Below are 19,284 nucleotides of genomic sequence, written 5' to 3'. Positions count from 1 at the left end.
TGCACAGTCTGTTAAAAATTTATATTCAAACGAGAATTCTTATGGCACGCGTAACCGTTGAAGATTGTTTAGACCATGTAGACAACCGCTTTGAGCTTGTACTAGTGGCAAGCAAACGCGCGCGTCAATTGGCACGTCAAGGTATCGAACCTACTGTTGAGTGGGACAATGACAAACCAACCGTTGTTGCTCTTCGTGAAATCGCAGCGGGTCACGTTTCTAAAGACATTTTGAAACAACGTGAACAAGACTACCAAACTTCAAGTTTAGACCTTGCACTTTCTGCAAATAACCTAAACTTAGACGGTTTTTCTTTCCAATAAGATAAACCTGACCTTAAAAGCCTAGTTTTTAACTAGGCTTTTTTTATGGATTCTCTTTAATATTTTACTCAGAACAGTTATAACATAAGCTTAAGAAGTGCAAAGCAAGCAAAAAAGATTTTCATTTTTTTAAACTAAAAAATTGACAAGTCATGCGATATGCATTTCATTAAAGTATTAACCGTTTCATTTGTAAATTAGTAGTAAAAGGGTGTTCTATGCCAGGCCCAATGGTCAGCCAAGCCAAGCAACAGTTAAATGTGATCATCGACGCTTACCTTTCAGTAAGTGATGTCGAACGCGTGCTTGAAGCTTGCGACTATGCGGATATTGCCCATGATGGCATTACACGTAAAAGTGGCGAACCCTACATCCTTCACCCGATTGCGGTGAGCTGTATTTTGGCGCATATGCGTCTTGATGCGGAAACTTTAATGGCTGCTTTACTACATGATGTCATCGAAGATACTGAATTTACCAAACAAGATATTACTGAAAAATTTGGTCTGACCGTTGCTGAACTCGTCGACGGCGTCACAAAACTCAGCCACTCTAGTGATAAAGAATATAATAAGGCAGCATCTTTCCGTAAAATTCTGCAAGCCACACTACAAGACCCACGTGTCATTATTATTAAACTAGCAGATCGCTATCATAATATGACCACACTGGGTGCTTTACGCCCTGACAAACGTGCTCGTATTGCCCAAGAGACCTTTGAAATTTTTGTGCCTATGGCACGCCTTGTCGGTATGAATGAAATGGCCGACAACCTTGAACATTTGTGTTATCAAAATCTCGACTTAGATATGTATAACAATGTTCAAGAAGCTTTATTACAAACCAAACCGAAACGCTGCGAATACCAAACCAAGTGGGAAAATAACCTCACCGCCTTACTAGAACAACACCATATTTCAGGTCGAATTAAAAAGAAGAATAATAATATTGAATTACTTCGTCACTTTGTAAAAAACGATATTGATCTGCAAGAGCTCACCCATAGTCATGCCTTTGAAATTATTTTACAAAGCATTGCAGACTGTGACCGACTTGCTGATATCCTCAAAGAAAGCTTTAAAGTTCTAAATTACGCCGATCATATCCGTCGCCCACTCCCTGGTGGCAACCAGTCACTGATGATGCGCTTAAAAGGTGAAAAAACCATTTTATCGCTGACCATCCAAACGGAGCTGATGCGCAAAGCAGCGCGCTTTGGTGTGGTTCTCGGTGAAAATGCACCACAAGCTTGTCGCTCAGCGATCCAAGCCTCCATGCAAAATTTAAACGTGTTAGTCGATGGCGCATGTGCCAAGACCACATTTAGTGAATTACTCGATTATCTACATCAAGAAAAAATTTGGGTCTACACCCCACACGGTCATTTGCATGAACTCCCTCAGGGTGCCACAGCGGTTGATTTCGCTTATTCAGCAAGCTTATTTTTGGGCAACCATGCCGTTGGTGCGAAAATTGATGGGGAAACCAAGCCCCTTTCAACACCATTACTGAGTGGTCAAGTGATTGAAATTATCACTGATGTTCTTGCAACACCAAACCCTGACTGGCTAAGCTTTATTAATACCCAAAAAGCCCGTCGTGCATTACAAAATATCCTCCGTGACCAAGACCAAGATGAACAACGCTTAGTTGGACAGCAAGCTTTAAATCGCGCTTTAAAACTCTTTAACCGTTCTGTGAGTGATTTGACGTTAGCCGATTGGGAAAATGTGCTGAATTGGCGTCATTTAAATGATAAAGAACAATTGTTTGAACAGATTGCCGTGGGTGACTTATTACCGCAATTGGTTGCTAATCATTTATATGCTCAAGACACCATTCAGACTTCAAATTCTGCACGCTTGATCTTGGGCACAGATGGTGTCGACGTTAAATATGCGCACTGCTGTAACCCGGTTTTAGGTGATCCAATACAAGGGCATTTATCACGTCGTGGTTTGATTGTGCACCGTTCACGTTGTCATAATTTATTGCATGAACAGCATTTACATCCTGAAAATATCATGCCTTTACACTGGACAACAGAAGACAGTGAAGACATTAGTTTTACAGCCTATTTATGCTTAAACATGCTGTTAAATGATGAGCAAATTTCAGAACTGATCTATCTATGCCGTAAAGAAAAAATAGGTGTAGAAACTGTCCGCTCACATGAAGAAAAAACCTATGTGAATATTGTTGTACACAATCGTAAACAAATTGCCGAAATTATCCGTAATTTAAGAATGCATTTTGGCTTCCCACGCATCAGTCGTTTGGCACAACCTGTTGCCATTGCTGAGCCTGCGAAAGTTGCCAGCTAACCTGACACCATATGTATATGTGACGTGTCTGTGATGATAATAGGAGAAATAGATGTCCCGCCAGGTAATCCATACTGAAAATGCACCCGCTGCAATTGGTACTTACTCACAAGCCATTTTAGTGGGCGACACTTTGTATTTATCAGGTCAAATTGGCTTAGATCCATATAGCATGGAGCTGGTAGAAGGCATTGAAGCTCAAATTCGCCGTGTATTCGACAACTTAAAAGCGGTATGTGAAGCGGCAGGTGGTACGCTAGCAGATATCGCTAAGTTGAATATTTTCCTCACTGACCTTTCTAACTTCCAATTGGTCAACCAAATTATGGGCGAATACTTTGCTCAACCCTACCCTGCACGTGCAGCACTCGGTGTAGCTAGCCTACCAAAAGGCGCTTTAGTAGAAATGGATGGCGTGGTTATTATTAATCAATAAGTTAGTAAACACCGCTTAAGCCCATCACTGAATATCAAATTCTAAAAGAATAGAAGTCTCATACGGAAATCTGAGCATTACTCAGATTTCCGCTTAAATGACATTTTTTATTCAAAAACTCAATCAGCATAAAAGTATTTTTAGATGATTTTTATTGACAAACGATAATAATTATCAATAATATTACTTATCCCATTTATTCACTTGGTTTGATTTCATGTACGTTTGTTTGTGCCGTGGTATTACTGATCAAGACATTAAAGATGCAATTGCCAATGGTGCAGAAAGCTATCGTGAAGTTCGCGATATGCTCGATTTAGGCACCTGTTGTGGTCGCTGTGCTCCTGAAGCACGTATGATCATCAGTGATGAAGTTGCGCAAATTGCAGCCCGTATCGCAATTGCTGCATAAGCCAAGCTTTAAATTTTCTCAACAATCATAATTATAAAACCAATGGTCTCAGACCATTCCTCCTCCCCCGCTTCTGACTCTAAGCGGGTTTTTATTTATTAAAGCCCTGAAAATTAGCGCCTTATTTTGATTGTGATTTTCATTTGCTGTTCTATAAAACACTCGCTAAATTACACTTTGTTGTTTAAGATATTTCTATTCTAATATCGAATTTATATTGATTAGTTCGAGCTTTATTGCAGTTAAGGAGTCAAACATGAAAGGCAATCGTGATGTAATTAATCAGTTAAATCAGGTGCTTTATCATCATTTAACTGCAATTAACCAATATTTTCTTCATTCACGGATGTTTAACGATTGGGGCATTGAGCAACTCGGTTCTGCAGAATATAAAGAATCTATTCGTCAGATGAAGCATGCCGATAAAATTATTGAACGCATTCTATTTTTAGAAGGCCTGCCTAATTTGCAGCATCTCGGTAAGCTGTATATCGGCCAGCATACTGTTGAAGTTTTAAATTGTGATGTACGTAAAGTCAAAGAGAACATTGAAGCCATTCAAACTGCGATTAAACTAGCAGAAGAACAGTTAGATTATGTCACTCGTGATCTGGTTCAAGAGATTTTAGAAAAAGAAGAAGAATGGTTGGATTTGGCAACCACTCAGCTTGATTTGATTGAATCTATTGGTGTAGAGAATTACATCCAGAGTCAGATTTAAACTTATAAAAAAAACCCGCAGATGTGGGTTTTTTATTATTCACAAATCACTACCAAGGGAGAAGGTCAACAATTTTTATCACTTCACCTGTTTGTTTATTGACTAGCACAGTCATATCTACAGCATTAGCTTTTAAAGGAACATAGCCTGTTGCTTGAGGATATTTCGCTAATATCTTTCGCACCTGCTCATGATCATTAAATTGTTCTAAATTATTAAGGCTTTTTGCACGTTTTTTTATTTGTGGTAAGGCTTTTGTAAAATCCACATAACGTTCAGGCTTTTGAGCAATCGAAATTCCGCCTAAAACTTCAGCAAACATATCATCTTCACGTTGTTTCTTATCTTTAGCAAATTCAACCGCAATATACTGTGGTTGCAACCATGATGGTTGTTTGAATTGTGGTTTTACTTGTTCTAAATGCTCTGTAATGATTTCATTTTTTCGTACCAGCTCAAAACGGTCTATACTATAAACTAGCCATGCAGGACGCCCCTGTTCAATGCTAAACAAACCATAGAGCAATGCTGCAATTTGTAAAAAGATGATTACACTTAAATCAAATTTAAGTGTTTTTTTTCCGTCCTTATAGACCAGAAAGCCGAGAACTGGACCAATAATTATATCAATCACTAATATGAGCAAAAAGATGTGAATTACCCCCACCGCGGTTGCTAGTGGTGATGGATACCAAACATAAAATACCCAAACTAAAATAATAAATGCAATAAGACACGATATTCCCAAATGTCCTAAAAAAAATCTTAGTCTTTTAGATAAAATATAATTCATAGTTTGGATACACTCTTATTTTTCCATTCAAAAGCTAAAGACTCATTAACTTGAAATAAAGATTCAAAACTATATTTTTTCCCATGAAGCTTTTCTAAAATTAATAAATGCTTTCTTGCTTCCATTTCATAACCATTCAATGCTAGAACCTGTGAATATCGATACAATGCTGGTGATGATGCATATCTATAAGTAATTTTTCGTATGCTCTCAATTTCACTCTCACTCATATTAGTTTTAGGCTGAGTACGCACTAATCCTATTTGTTCTCTAAGTTGGGTGAGTATAATAATATTAGGTACCTTATTTTCTGCATGTAACGTACCTATATTTAATGCCTCAAAACGAGCAAGCTCTATATCACTTTCCACTATTCTATATTCTTGCAAAACCCAACAATATAAACATATAGAGGCAAGTATCACACTTGTAAAACCCAAAAAAGAAATAGAAAAATAGTTTTCATTTTGTTTATCAGATTGAACTAATCCAAATAAAAATCCAATTGGCAAAAGAAAAAAAGCATATTCTAAAGGGAATTCCAACATTGCATGCACTAAAACAGCGCCGATCATAGAAAGAATTAAAAAATTTTCCTTAGTATTTGATAAATTAATAAAACGCATTAACCAGCAAATTAATATAATAAGAATCAGCAAACCAAGAGGGATACCATTCCAAATTAACAAGTCTAATATAAAGTTATGAGCATGTTCCGTCCATTCATAATGTGAAAACTCTAATGTGTTTTGTACTTGAGCTACACCGACTTGATTCCATCCATATCCGAACCAAGGTTCATTTTTTATAGCAACTAACATTTGCTGCCACATATTTAAACGAGCAAAACCGCTTGATGCTCTAGTATAAGCGTCTTCAATTACAGCAACTCCCAACCAATTTGAAAAAATCGGTAATAGAGTTAAACAAAGGAGAAACCATATACACCCACAAATAATTCCAGACGTTTTAGTCCTCAACTGTAAAAGGTTTCCTTTCCAAAACCACCAAATCAAAAAGGCCAAGGTATATACCCAAGGGGTTCTTGATTGAGTTAATGCAATACCAAAAATCAATAGGTATGCAAGAATAGATCCTACATATTTACTTAAAATTTTATTTTCATATAAGTAAATCGTAGACATTATTCCCATAATAAGGAAAGTAGCCAAGGTATTCGGTTGAGCAAAATTAGCAAAAGGTCTCGCCCCAGGTGGAAGCTCAGCCATTAAAATGCCATGTCGATGGATTAACAACCATTGTAACATTGCTATATAAACAGAAATTAGACAACAAAAAACAACTATATAAGAAAATAGCGCTAGAATTCTACGCTTCTCTTGTGGGTTTCTACTTAAAGTATTACCTAAACTTATAGCAAATAAAAAAGCCAATACATATAAGCTAGAAAGAATTGCATCCCCTAAGAAAAATATTTTTCCGAACCAATATTGACCTAATGGAATAAATACCAGCAACAATAACCATGTATTTTGTTTTTGAATGATAAGTTGTTTTTTTATTATTAAGGTATAAATTCCCAAAAAAATCAAGCTAAAGAAAATCGAAAATTCACTATGCGATGTTACCCACGGAAAAATATGATTTGGACTTAGCCAGGCAAAACCAACACCACATAAAATAAAAAAAACCAATAAATAAAGCATTTACTAATACCCAAATAAAAAAGAGGCGATAAGCCTCTTTTTTATTTATCTATAATTAGATTTGACCACGGCAAGAACCTGGTAGGTATTTTTTATCAATAGTTGTTCCAGCACCACCACACATCCAAGCATAAACAGTTTTACCACCATCAGCATTTGTCAAAGCGTCTGAAGCAGTTTTATAAGGAATCAGTGTTAACTTATCAGAAGTATTTGCTACTAAACCATCAATATTTTGTGCAGTAACTGTAATCACACCTGCTGAACTTGTAGCAACTGACTTAACATATTTTGTAGTTGCTGATGCAGACTCACAACCCCAAGCATTATCACCAGGTAAAGAAGCACCCACAGCACTTTGCACTGTTTCAGTCACAGTCGTACGACACTGAGATGCAGCAAGTACAACTTCAGATACTTTTGCACGCACTGTGTAATCCTTATAAGCAGGAAGTGCAACCGCAGCAAGAATACCGATAATTGCAACAACGATCATTAATTCAATAAGGGTAAAACCTTTTTGAGCATTCATAACATTCTCCACAAATGTTTTTTAATTTAATTATTTAATAAAGCTATGTAGCTTGTTTTATAAATAGCACAGAGTGTGCCAAGAATTATTATAGTGAAAATGACAGAAAAAACAGCACTTTAAAAAAATATTTTTATTTTTTGTAATCATTACGTCTCTTTTTGTGTTTAAAAGTGACGATTTGTGTCACTTTATCACCGTTTTTTAGCGCAAAATAATAGGCGCATTTGCAATTTCATTCGTTCGATCTTCAGACTTCCCTGCATAAAAGTGATCCATCACATCCCCAATCTCTTTTACACCAACCGTCAAAGCTGTTCGATATTGTTTATTTTGCATGTTTTGGATAATTCTCGCGCAAATATTCTGCCACACTTGGGCATCGGTTGCCTGTCTCATCCCGCGATCAATCACAATTTCAACCTGACGTTCACACAAGTTTAAATAAAGCAAAACACCACTATTAAATTCCGTATCCCACACGCCCAGTTCAGCAAAGAGCTGTTCAGCACGTGCGCGGGTATTTTGATAATAGGCTTGGTTTGAAGGGATATGCCCTTCAATCACCACTTGTATTTCGCCCACATGTCCATGTTCAGCGTCTGTCACCGCTTGTGCAATGGCCTGCTGATCTTGCTTATTAAAAAATCGGTTTGCTGCGGGCATATAAAAGAAGTGCTTCAACCAGCGTTTAAAACTTGGTTGCTGTATTTCCTGTGTTTTAGGACAAGTGACAATTTCAGTTGTTTCTGTTTTCGTTACCATGAACCTGATGCTCCCCCACCGCCAAAGCCACCACCGCCTCCGCTATAGCCTCCGCCACCAAAGCCACCACCTCCGCTACGACCTCCACCGCCCCCACCACCGGCAAGGAACATTTGAAAAATGGTTTGAGCAATAGCCGTAATCAGTAAAAAGAAAATTGCTCCACCCATCAACAGACTGGTGAGTAGACCTGCACCATTGACCAAACCCGCAACGGTACCTGCAACAGCAGCAGTTGACGCACTTAAGCGCTTACCCACTATAAAAGACGCAAATATACCAATCACCAAAATAATGAGAACCGTTGTAAACGTTTTCTCTTTGGCTTGTTGCTCGTGTAGGGCTTGTTCCTGATGTTCTTTTAGCTCTTGGGCTGCTTGAGCGGCAACTTCAGGGTCTTGATTTAAAATACGTGTTATTTCCGTTAAGCCAGCATCAATGCCTTGAGCATACTGAGCTTGCTTAAAATACGGTGTGATTTGATTTCGAATAATGCGACTAACGATGATATCGGGCATGATTCCTTCCAGCCCATAACCCGTCAGGATTTGAATTCTGTGATCATTCACAGCAATCGCCATCAATATCCCATTGTCGCGTTTTGCTGAACCGAGTTGCCATTTTTCTGCAACACGCATGGCGTAATCAAAAATATCTTCTTGACCTGTGGTTGGCACAATCACGACGCCAATTTGTGCCTTACCTTGTTCGTGTAACTGTATAATTTTCTGGCTAATGGCTTGCTTTTCAGCAGCGGAAAGTAAGTTTGCCTGATCAACTACAGGTTCATTAAGCGTCGGCAAGCCACGAATCGAATCGCCATCTGCCATATCATTAGCGATATTCGGCTGCTGAATTTTGATTTCAGGCTGTGCTGTTGTTTCTTTTTGTGTAGCTGACTGCTGATCTTTTAATATTTTACCGACAACAACTGTTTCAGCATCTACATCTGTAGCGGTGGCAGTTTCTGCATGTGTGAAACCCACCACACACAATAAGCATGCTAAAACCATGCGCTGCAACCACAACAAACCTGTATGTTTTAGCTCAAAATCCACCATCAGCCCACCTCACAATGCAGTGATGCCAATTAATTAAAATCAACTTTCGGTGCAGTTTGTGCACTTTGCTCTGCGCTAAAGTTAGGTTTAGTATCCATGCCAATGACTTTAGCCGTCATCACTTGCGGGAACTGGCGTGCATAGCCATTAAAGTCTTGTACCGTAGTAATGTAGCGATTACGTGCGACAGCAATTCGGTTTTCAGTGCCTTCTAATTGAACCTGTAAATCACGGAATTGCTCATTGGCTTTTAAGTCTGGATAATTTTCCGAGACTGCAATTAAACGAGAAAGTGCGCTGGTCATCTGCGCTTGTGCTTCTTGATATTTTTGGAACAGTGCTGGATCTTCTAAAACTTCCTTATCCACTTTTAAGCCCGCAACATTGGCACGTGCTTGAGTCACTTCGGTCAGTACTTGTTCCTCATGTTTCGCGTAACCTTTAACCACATTGACAAGGTTAGGTACCAAATCTGCACGGCGTTGATATTGGTTTTGCACCTCAGACCATGCTGCTGTAACGGCCTCGTCTTTGACTTGTAATGTGTTATAGCCACAACCACTCAGGGTCAACGTACTGACTAATGCGATTGCGAGCATGCTTTTTTTCATTGAATTCATAACCCTTAACCTCAAGTATTTATTTGTAATTGTTTAAATAAATTCATTCTAACCTTATTTTTCGAATGAATTATGTATTTTCTTTGTGATTAAACTGATCTACTCGAAAAATATTTAGCATAAAAAAAGCCCACAACTCGGGCTTTTTTAACATTTTGAATTAACTATACAATTGCGGTGTAATTTCAGTCTGAAAACTTTCCATTTGATATTCATCAGCAAGGCGTTCTTTCCAATATTTCACGATCTGACTGTAATCAATTTCGCTCGGATGGAATTCTGCTTTGTAATATGACAAATATTCTGGCGCTAGTTGAATAAACATTTTTGCCAATAAATACGCCCCGAATATATTTCCACCAACCTTCGGCAAACTTTTTTTCTTATCCTGCATAAATAGCTTCGTTGCAGAATAAAACGTAAGACTTGCAAAACCCGTGGTCACACTGCGCATAATCATGCGGCGTATTTTGTCATCTCCATAGACATGTTGATATACATCAAATGCCACTGCGCGATGCTCAATTTCTTCAATGGCATGCCACACCCAAAGTTTCACTGCATCATCATCTAAAGTACTCAGTACTTCAGGATGTCTTAAAATATAGCCGCCAAGCAAAGCAGTAAAATGCTCAAATGCACAGGTGATTGCCAACTGTATTTTGGGATGTAAGTTTTTTACATAGCTGTCTTTACGTACTAGTCATGCTTGGAAACGATCTAAATTATAGGTTTCACTGCGCCAAGCATCATTAAATTCAGCATGGGCTTTGGAATGCATCGCTTCTTGCCCAATAAATGCTGCGATCTCAGCTTGCAATTTTTCATCACTGACTTTATCACGTACATTACGCACACTATGCACAAAGAATTGCTCCCCAATGGGAAAGGTCGATGACAATGCCGTCAACAAATGCGACATTACCGGTGAGTTGGCAAAATAATGCCGACAAATCGCTTTAGGATTGAATTGTGCTCGACGTACCGTAATGCCAATGGCTTTAGGACGATTTAGATATGTTTTTTGTGTCGTCACTTGCGTCATGGTCGTTTCCTAAGATTTAGATCATGATCGCAGTATGTAATTCTTGAACTCTTTCACACATGGCAAAATGTGCTAGCACACTTGCATAATTCACCATTCTAAAGTGCTGTCTGACAACTTTGCAGCGTATTTATCTGCAAAATCCATTCACGTATCATTTTGGGTAAATTCCAAAAAATAAAAAACCCGCCAAAGCGGGTTTTCGAATGAATCCAGTGCAAGGACTGGCATGTCATAACTTAAACATCTAAGTAGTCAAGAATACCTTCAGCAGCTTGGCGACCTTCCCAGATTGCGGTTACCACAAGGTCAGATCCACGTACCATATCACCGCCAGCGAAAATTTTCGGATTCGATGTTTGGAACTTAAATTCTTGCTGTTCAGCAGCAATGACGCGACCTGAACCATCCATACTGATGTTTGATGTTGTAAACCAGTCTGCAGGGCTGGTACGGAAACCAAAGGCAAGCAATACTGCATCTGCTGGTAAAATTTCTTCTGAACCCGGAACTGGTTCAGGGCTACGACGACCGCGACTATCAGGTGCGCCAAGCTGGGTAGTCACAACTTTAACACCCGTTACTTTGCCATTTTCACCCACAATTTCAATCGGCTGACGATTAAATTGGAAATCTACACCTTCTTCACGCGCATTTTTCACTTCACGACGTGAACCCGGCATGTTTTCTTCATCACGACGGTAGGCACAGACAACGGATTCGGCACCTTGACGGATCGAGGTACGGTTACAGTCCATCGCGGTATCACCACCACCGAGAACAATCACTTTTTTGCCTTCCATGCTGATGTATTCAGATGGATCTTTTTCCCAACCTTGCGTACGGTTGACATTGGCAATCAAGAAATCCAGTGCATCATGAACACCAACAAGATCTTCACCCGCAAAACCACCCTTCATGTAAGTATAGGTTCCCATACCCATGAATACAGCGTCGTAATCAGCCAAAAGCTGATCAATCGTCACATCTGTACCAATTTCGGTATTTAGACGGAATTCAACACCCATGCCCGAGAAAATCTCACGGCGACGTTTCATTACGTCTTTTTCCATTTTGAATTCTGGAATACCAAATGTCAGCAAACCACCAATTTCAGGGCGTTTGTCAAATACAACTGGCTTCACACCATTACGTACAAGAATATCGGCACAGCCAAGACCAGCAGGGCCCGCACCAATAATCGCAACTTTTTTGTCTGTCCACTTAACGTGTGACATATCTGGGCGCCAGCCCAATGCAAAGGCTGTATCGTTAATGTATTTTTCAGCATTACCAATGGTGACTGCACCAAAGCCGTCATTTAGCGTACACGCGCCTTCACATAAACGGTCTTGTGGGCACACACGACCACAAACTTCAGGCAATGTGTTGGTTTGATGACACAGTTCTGCCGCTTGGAAAATGCGACCTTCTGCAATCAGTTTTAACCAGTTTGGAATGTAGTTATGTACTGGACATTTCCATTCACAATACGGGTTACCGCAACCTAAGCAGCGGTGTGTTTGGTTTTTTGCAACTTCAGCTGTAAACGGTTTATAGATTTCCACAAATTCTGCTTTGCGGACAACTAGATCTTTTTTCTCTGGATCTTGGCGTGCTACATCCAGGAACTGAAAGTCATTATTTAGGCGCTCTGCCATGTCTCTCTCCGTGGGTAGGTGTAAGCATGTTTGGACTTACACCTGCCTATCAAATCTGCAGTAGTGGAATTATTGTGGATCAGCTTGAGTTGTTTTCAACAAAGTCTGCAAATTAGCAGCTTTTGGTTTCACAAGCCAGAATTTGCGGCTATAGAAGTCAAACTCGTTGCGGATCTTATACGCCCAAGCACTACCTGTTTCTTTAATATGTTCATCTAAGATACGGCACAAGAACTCTTTGTGTTCTTCCATCGATTCTGTAGAGATACGGTTCAATTCAATCAGTTCGTGGTTGTAATGGTCAACAAAGTCATTGTCGAGGTCGAGCACATAAGCGAAACCGCCTGTCATACCCGCACCAAAGTTATGACCCACTTTACCCAATACAGTCACGATACCACCTGTCATGTATTCACAGCAGTGGTCGCCTGCACCTTCAATCACGGCAAACGCACCCGAGTTACGTACTGCAAAACGCTCGCCTGCTGTACCTGCAGCAAACAATTTACCGCCTGTTGCACCATATAAACAGGTGTTACCAATGATTGCAGTATTTTGCGTTTGGAATGGTGAACCTTTCGGTGGGAAGATCGAGATACGACCACCAGCCATACCTTTACCCACGTAGTCATTCGCATCACCCTCTAGGCTGATGTGTAAACCGCCGGCGTTCCAAACACCCAATGACTGACCTGCAGTCCCTGTTAATTTAACTTTAACAGGGTGCGCTTCCATACTGAGGTTGCCATAACGTTTTGCAATCTCACCCGAAATACGCGCGCCAATTGAACGGTCACAGTTACCGATAGTGAAGCTATATTCACCGCCTGTGCCTGCTTCAATCGCTGGCAGCATTTCAGCTACCATTTTCTCAGCCAATAAGCCTTTATCGAATGGTGCATTACCTTGTACTTCACAGTACTGTGCTTTGCCTTCAGCCGCAGGATGCGATTGGAGCAATGCGCTCAAATCAAGGTGTGCATGTTTTTCAGTTTCACCCGGAAGCATTTCCAGTAAATCTGTACGGCCAATCAAATCTTTCAAGCTTGCTACACCAAGCGCTGCCAGCCATTCACGTGTTTCTTCCGCAATAAAGTGGAAGAAGTTGATCAGCATTTCAGGCTCACCGATATAGTGTTCCTGACGTAAATGATCTTGTTGTGTTGCAACACCGGTCGCACAGTTGTTTAAGTGGCAAATACGTAGGTATTTACAACCCAATGCGATCATCGGTGTAGAACCGAAACCGAAACTTTCAGCCCCAAGAATCGCTGCTTTCACAACGTCTAGACCCGTTTTCAAGCCGCCATCAGTTTGTACACGGACCTTGCCACGCAGGTCATTCACACGAAGCGCCTGATGCGCCTCAGATAGACCAAGTTCCCATGGTGAACCTGCATGGTGAATTGAAGAAAGTGGAGAAGCCGCTGTACCACCGTCATAACCAGAAATGGTAATGAAGTCTGCGTATGCTTTTGCTACACCTGCCGCAATCGTACCGACACCCGGCTCAGAAACCAGCTTAACGGACACCATCGCCTGTGGGTTAACCTGTTTTAAATCGAAAATTAACTGTGATAAATCTTCGATTGAATAGATGTCGTGATGCGGCGGCGGAGAAATTAATGTCACACCCGGTACTGAGTAACGTAAACGTGCAATTAAGCCATTCACTTTACCGCCCGGCAACTGACCACCTTCACCTGGTTTTGCACCTTGAGCCACTTTAATTTGAAGGACTTCTGCAGATGTAAGATATGCAGGGGTCACACCAAAACGGCCAGATGCAATTTGTTTGATTTTCGAGTTACGGATAGTGCCGTAACGCGCTGGGTCTTCACCGCCCTCACCTGAGTTCGAGCGACCACCAATGGTATTCATAGCGATTGCAATAGCTTCGTGCGCTTCAGGCGATAATGCGCCTAAAGACATCCCAGCCGAGTCAAAACGTGGCAGAATCTCTTCTACGGATTCAACTTGATCGAGTGCAATCGATTGATCTGTTTTCAGTTTGAATAAGTCACGAATCGTCGCGATTGGACGGTTATTCACTAGCTCTGCGTATTCTTTAAAGTCCGCATAATTACCAGAACGCACAGATTTATGCAGCGCATTGATCACGTCTGGGTTAAATGCGTGATATTCCTTACCGAATACAAATTTAAGCATACCGCCTTGATCGATTGGCTTACGTGATTTCCACGCCAAATCTGCCAATTTTTTCAAGTCATTTTCTAGATCAGAGAATGTTGCGCCTTTAATACGGCTCGGTACACCCGTAAAGCATTTTGCAACCACTTCATCAGAGAGGCCGACTGCTTCAAACAGCTGACCGCCACGGTAAGAGGCAACAGTAGAAATACCCATCTTAGAAAGTACTTTCAATAAGCCTTTCTCAATACCTTTACGGAAGTTCGCTTGCGCATGAATTGGGTCACCCAGCAACTCGCCTTTCGCGATTAAGTCATTGATCACGTCATAAGCTAGGTACGGATAAATCGCAGTCGCACCGAAACCAAGAATCACCGCAAACTGATGTGCATCACGCGCCAAACCAGTTTCCACAATGATGTTGGCATCTGTACGTAGACCTACATTGATTAAATAGTGGTGAACCGCGCCAGTTGCCATCAATGCATTTGCAGGTAAGAAACCTTGACGGATTTTCTTATCAGACAATACAAGTAATGTTTTTCCATCGCGAATCGCTTGTGCTGATTCTTCACAAATACGCGCGATAGCAGCTTCTAAGCCTTCATCTTCTGCATAGTTCAGGTCGATGTCTGCAATTTCATAACCTTTACGGCCAAGGGTACGAATTTGATGCATTTTCGAATTTGACAGTACTGGGCTTGAAATGATCAGACGATCTGCATGCTCTGGACCTTGTTCAAATACATTTTGTTCACGGCCGAGACATGTCTCTAACGACATTACGATCGATTCACGTAATGGATCGATTGGCGGATTCGTAACCTGAGCGAACTGCTGACGGAAGTAGTCAGACACATGGCGCACTTGACGAGACAATACTGCCATTGGCGTATCGTCACCCATTGAGCCCACGGCTTCCTGACCGCTTTCAGCGATTGGACGAAGCAATTGGTCACGCTCTTCAAAGGTAACCATGAACATTTTTTGTGAAGCTTTCAGGTCATCGCCTTTTAAGCCTTGATCACATAAATATTCTTCAAGCTCTGGACTGCCTTGTACACGTACTGAGTTTTCACGTAACCACTGACGGTACGGACGCATACGTTTGAGGTGATTACTCACATCTTGAGTATCGAGCATTTTGCCAGTAAAGGTATCGATCACCAAAATTTGACCCGGACCGACACGACCTTTAGACACAACATCTTCAGGCTCATAACCCCAAACACCAATTTCTGATGCCAAGGTGATGTAACCATTTTTGGTAATCACCCAACGTGCTGGACGTAAACCATTACGGTCAAGCATACAAATCGCATGACGACCATCTTGAATTACCAGACCTGCTGGACCATCCCAAGCTTCCATATGTTTTGAGTTGAATTCGTAGAATGCACGTAAGTCCGCATCTAAAGTTTCAACGTTTTGCCAAGCAGGTGGAACCAACATGCGTAGCGCACGGAACAAGTCCATACCACCACCGACAAGGATTTCCAGCATATTATCTAAGCTTGAAGAATCCGAACCTGTACGGTTTACGATTGGATTCAGCTCAGTTAAACCCGGCAATAATGGGTTTTCAAATTTTGGTGTACGCGCCATCGCCCAGTTACGGTTTGCGGTAATGGTGTTAATTTCACCATTGTGCGCCAAGTAACGGAACGGCTGTGCCAAAGGCCAACGCGGCAATGTATTGGTTGAGAAGCGCTGATGGAATACCACGATGTGTGACTTTAAACGCTCATCAGCAAGATCGGTATAGAAGTCAGCAATCGCTGCTGGCATCATCAAACCTTTATAGCTGATCACAGTTGAGCATAAAGTGGTTACATAGAAGTATGGGTCAGCAGTCAGTTGTTGTTCTGCACGACGACGTGCCATCACCAACTTACGGTTGAATTCAACCTCTGAAACACCCATTGGGCAATTCACGATAATTTGTTCAAAGGCAGGCAATGACTGCATCGCGATTGAACCCAATGCATCATTATTGGTTGGCACAACACGCCAAGCGATGACTTTACAGCCTTCGTCTTCGATTTCTTTGGTTAAAATTTGTTTTGCATGTGCGGCTAATGCAGGGTCTAGATTTAGAAATACCGTACCCACAGCAAAGATTTCACTCAATGTAATGTCACTGAGTTTTTTCGCTTCTTCACGGAAAAATTCTTTTGGCATAGCAAGGAGTAGACCACAGCCGTCACCGGTTTTGCCATCTGCGGCAATACCACCACGGTGGGTCATACAACTTAAACTATGCATTGCGGTTTTGACGAGATCATGGCTTGCATCACCCTGCATATGGGCGATTAAACCGAAACCACAGTTATCTTTAAACTCATCCGGTTGGTATAAACCTTGAGCGGGAGCTACAGTATTAGGCGATGGCATGTGCATAGCGTACCCTTCTTTTCTTTACAGCTCTTTCGAGCACTTAACAAACTAATTTCTTGTTGCGATTCGTCTTAACTTACTCACATGAATTGTTCTGTCGAGCAAAATTATTTCTTATTCACACCCTTAAGATAAACCGAATTCACCTTTGATGCATGAATAAAAAGTCAAATTTTCTGCTTTTGCAGTTCAGATCAGGGATAACGACTGGATTAATGACTTCGCACTTTTATCGAATCATTTTCGCGCCAAAACAGGGAGAAAAGTTCAATTTACGCACCAATTAAGCAATTTATATGCCAACTTGATGCATTTTATCCTAAGATGGCTGATTACAAGCATTTTTTAGTTATAACAAATAATTCAAATTGTTCTTTTTTTATTTTATGCACTTTTTCTGTGCAGTTTAAGCTTTTCCTAAGACGTCTTGCGCTATTTTAGAACTAATTAAATGGATCGGTTACTTCTTGCTCTACCGGTGCAGGTTTTGGACGTGGTGCATCTACACTACTTTGTGATTTTTGCACATCAATCACATTTCCTTCAGCATCACGACGAGTCACCGTAGTACTTGTCGTTGCATTAGTTGGTGTTGTTACCGTCGCTGCAGCCGCTGCTTTTCGTGCGGCGATTTGAGCTTCATCAATTTTCGGTAAAGGTACAGATTTTAATTTAACAGCATATAACTTTTGACTCGACGACATTTCTTCCGTGCCTAAGTCATTCACATATGCTTGATATTGTTTAAATTCAACAACCTCAGGTTTGATTGAAGCAGGCAAAGCGATGTTGAGGCTCGACATTGCAGCTTTGGCATCATTTTGCGACGAATATGGTCCTGTTAAAATGACGTATTGCTCAGGATGGTCTTCACCAGAAAGACGTAGATAAATAAATTTGTGACGCTCAGGCTGCTTACGTAAGAAGCTTTTTAAAATATCTTCTTCAGAAACCCGAAATAATTCAACACCATAAAGTTTGGCAGAATCATTGATAAATTTAGTGCCGCGAAATTCTGGCTCATGTTGAGCTGTAGCAACCACACGGGTCGTCATATCAAGTGGACGTACTTCTTCATTTAATGCACCAAGATGGGACATTGCTGCCACTTTCTCTGGCTGAATTTGCAAATCCACTTCGGTTTCCGCTTGTTTTTCAACTTCAACCAATTCTTTGGTATCTGTAATCGCCCAAAAAACCAATGCAGCGAACAGACACACAGCTCCACCCACCAACCATGTGTAGTGATGAACTTTTTGCCATTGAGACTGCCGCGCTGCCATGATGTACCTACTCTGCCTGATTTGCCAAAATTGCCTGTTTCATTAATTCGACATCAAACTCTTTGGTGATGATGGCCTGACCTAATGATTTCAGTAAAATAAGTCGTAATTGCCCATTCAATACTTTTTTATCATGGGACATATACGCCAAAAATTCCTCTAGCGGAATTTTAGGGCAAACTATCGGTAATTGTGCACGTAAAATGATTTTTTTTGTACGCTCTAAATCTTCAACTGTGATCCAGCCCATACGATGCGATAAATCTGCAGCCATCACCATCCCTGTTGCAACGGCTTCGCCATGTAACCATTCACCATACCCCAAGTACGATTCAATCGCATGGCCAAAGGTATGACCCAAGTTTAATAACGCACGCTCACCTTGTTCTTTTTCATCATTGGCCACAATACGCGCTTTATGGGCACATGAACGATAAACCGCTTCAGCCAACAAAGTTGCATCACCTGCAACTAAAGCATCCATATGCTGTTCAAGCCAAGTTAAGAATTCAACATCACCCAACAACGCATATTTGATCACTTCAGCCAAACCTGCAGAAAGTTCACGCACTGGCAAAGTTTTTAATTGCGCCATATCCGCAAGGACCACTTGGGGTTGCTGAAAGGCACCAATCATGTTTTTACCTAGTGGATGGTTAATCCCTGTTTTGCCACCAACACTTGAATCCACTTGAGAAAGCAAAGTCGTCGGCACTTGAATAAAATATACACCACGTTGATAGCATGCAGAGGCAAAACCGGTCATATCCCCAATGACACCACCACCTAATGCCAAAACCGTACAATCGCGGTTAAAGCCTGCTTCGAGCAAGGCATCAAAAATTAAATTCAAATGGTCTAAATTTTTATACTTTTCACCATCAGGCAAAATACATGTTGCAACAGTTTTCCCTAATGCTTCAATTGCATCCACATAATGTTTTAAATAGAGCGGGGCAACTGTGGTATTAGAGACAATCATCACTTGTTTACCCTGAATATAAGGCTCAAGTAAAGTTTGTGGATTGAGGTCACTACCAATAAAAATAGGGTAGCGACGATCACCAAGTTCAACATGTAAGGTTTGCATGAA

At 40.9% G+C, this 19,284-nt stretch carries 15 protein-coding genes and 1 pseudogene; 5 read left to right on the top strand and 11 right to left on the bottom strand.

Features of this window, described 5'->3' with window-relative positions; genetic code table 11:
• Window positions 1-41 precede the first annotated feature (41 nt).
• The 5 genes from rpoZ (at window position 42) to bfr (ending at window position 4,216) form a co-directional block, all read left to right on the top strand.
• Window positions 42-323, top strand: a complete 282-nt coding sequence (rpoZ, locus tag FTT72_RS06920) for a DNA-directed RNA polymerase subunit omega (RefSeq protein ID WP_067762989.1) — start codon at window positions 42-44, stop codon at window positions 321-323.
• A 218-nt stretch (window positions 324-541) separates the two neighbouring features.
• Window positions 542-2,647: a bifunctional (p)ppGpp synthetase/guanosine-3',5'-bis(diphosphate) 3'-pyrophosphohydrolase gene (locus FTT72_RS06915; RefSeq protein ID WP_180178086.1), complete on the top strand. Its 2,106-nt coding sequence runs from the start codon at window positions 542-544 to the stop codon at window positions 2,645-2,647.
• A gap of 52 nt (window positions 2,648-2,699) precedes the next feature.
• Entirely contained in the window at window positions 2,700-3,083 is a 384-nt protein-coding gene (locus tag FTT72_RS06910; protein WP_078189365.1) for a RidA family protein, read from the top strand.
• A 217-nt stretch (window positions 3,084-3,300) separates the two neighbouring features.
• The gene (locus tag FTT72_RS06905; RefSeq protein WP_078192519.1) at window positions 3,301-3,495 is read left to right on the top strand and encodes a bacterioferritin-associated ferredoxin; all 195 of its coding nucleotides are present in this window, start codon (window positions 3,301-3,303) and stop codon (window positions 3,493-3,495) included.
• A 256-nt stretch (window positions 3,496-3,751) separates the two neighbouring features.
• Entirely contained in the window at window positions 3,752-4,216 is a 465-nt protein-coding gene (gene bfr, locus FTT72_RS06900; protein ID WP_180178085.1) for a bacterioferritin, read from the top strand.
• Window positions 4,217-4,265: 49 nt separating this feature from the next.
• Here the strand turns inward: bfr and tfpZ are convergent, their stop codons facing one another.
• From tfpZ to aroB, 11 genes and pseudogenes are all read right to left on the bottom strand, one after another.
• Entirely contained in the window at window positions 4,266-5,009 is a 744-nt protein-coding gene (tfpZ, locus tag FTT72_RS06895; protein WP_180178084.1) for a TfpX/TfpZ family type IV pilin accessory protein, read from the bottom strand.
• A complete protein-coding gene (locus FTT72_RS06890) occupies window positions 5,006-6,676 on the bottom strand; it encodes a PglL family O-oligosaccharyltransferase (protein ID WP_180178083.1) in 1,671 nt (556 codons plus the stop codon). Before FTT72_RS06890 ends, tfpZ begins: the two co-directional genes overlap by 4 nt.
• A gap of 55 nt (window positions 6,677-6,731) precedes the next feature.
• Window positions 6,732-7,208: a pilin gene (locus tag FTT72_RS06885; protein WP_180178082.1), complete on the bottom strand. Its 477-nt coding sequence runs from the start codon at window positions 7,206-7,208 to the stop codon at window positions 6,732-6,734.
• A gap of 204 nt (window positions 7,209-7,412) precedes the next feature.
• On the bottom strand, window positions 7,413-7,973 hold the full coding sequence (locus FTT72_RS06880) for a TPM domain-containing protein (RefSeq protein WP_180178081.1): 561 nt from the start codon (window positions 7,971-7,973) through the stop codon (window positions 7,413-7,415).
• Window positions 7,967-9,034, bottom strand: coding sequence for a TPM domain-containing protein (locus FTT72_RS06875; RefSeq protein WP_180178080.1), 1,068 nt, complete (start codon window positions 9,032-9,034; stop codon window positions 7,967-7,969). Before FTT72_RS06875 ends, FTT72_RS06880 begins: the two co-directional genes overlap by 7 nt.
• 29 nt (window positions 9,035-9,063) lie before the next feature.
• Window positions 9,064-9,654: a LemA family protein gene (locus FTT72_RS06870; RefSeq protein WP_078189372.1), complete on the bottom strand. Its 591-nt coding sequence runs from the start codon at window positions 9,652-9,654 to the stop codon at window positions 9,064-9,066.
• Window positions 9,655-9,814: 160 nt separating this feature from the next.
• Window positions 9,815-10,699, bottom strand: a pseudogene (locus tag FTT72_RS06865) (metal-dependent hydrolase).
• Between the two features lie 239 nt (window positions 10,700-10,938).
• Window positions 10,939-12,360 carry an FAD-dependent oxidoreductase gene (locus FTT72_RS06860; RefSeq protein WP_078189374.1) on the bottom strand — a complete coding sequence of 474 codons (1,422 nt, stop codon included), beginning with the start codon at window positions 12,358-12,360 and terminating at the stop codon, window positions 10,939-10,941.
• Window positions 12,361-12,429: 69 nt separating this feature from the next.
• On the bottom strand, window positions 12,430-16,905 hold the full coding sequence (gltB, locus tag FTT72_RS06855; RefSeq protein WP_180021664.1) for a glutamate synthase large subunit: 4,476 nt from the start codon (window positions 16,903-16,905) through the stop codon (window positions 12,430-12,432).
• A gap of 446 nt (window positions 16,906-17,351) precedes the next feature.
• The gene (locus FTT72_RS06850; protein WP_180008690.1) at window positions 17,352-18,191 is read right to left on the bottom strand and encodes a hypothetical protein; all 840 of its coding nucleotides are present in this window, start codon (window positions 18,189-18,191) and stop codon (window positions 17,352-17,354) included.
• A gap of 7 nt (window positions 18,192-18,198) precedes the next feature.
• Entirely contained in the window at window positions 18,199-19,281 is a 1,083-nt protein-coding gene (gene aroB / locus FTT72_RS06845) for a 3-dehydroquinate synthase (protein WP_180178079.1), read from the bottom strand.
• Window positions 19,282-19,284 lie beyond the last annotated feature (3 nt).

This window comes from Acinetobacter sp. YH01005 (assembly GCF_013420465.1).
Taxonomy (GTDB): Bacteria; Pseudomonadota; Gammaproteobacteria; order Pseudomonadales; family Moraxellaceae; genus Acinetobacter; species Acinetobacter amyesii.
Note: the sequence above shows the minus strand (reverse complement) of the source record. Positions and strands in the feature narration are given on the sequence as shown.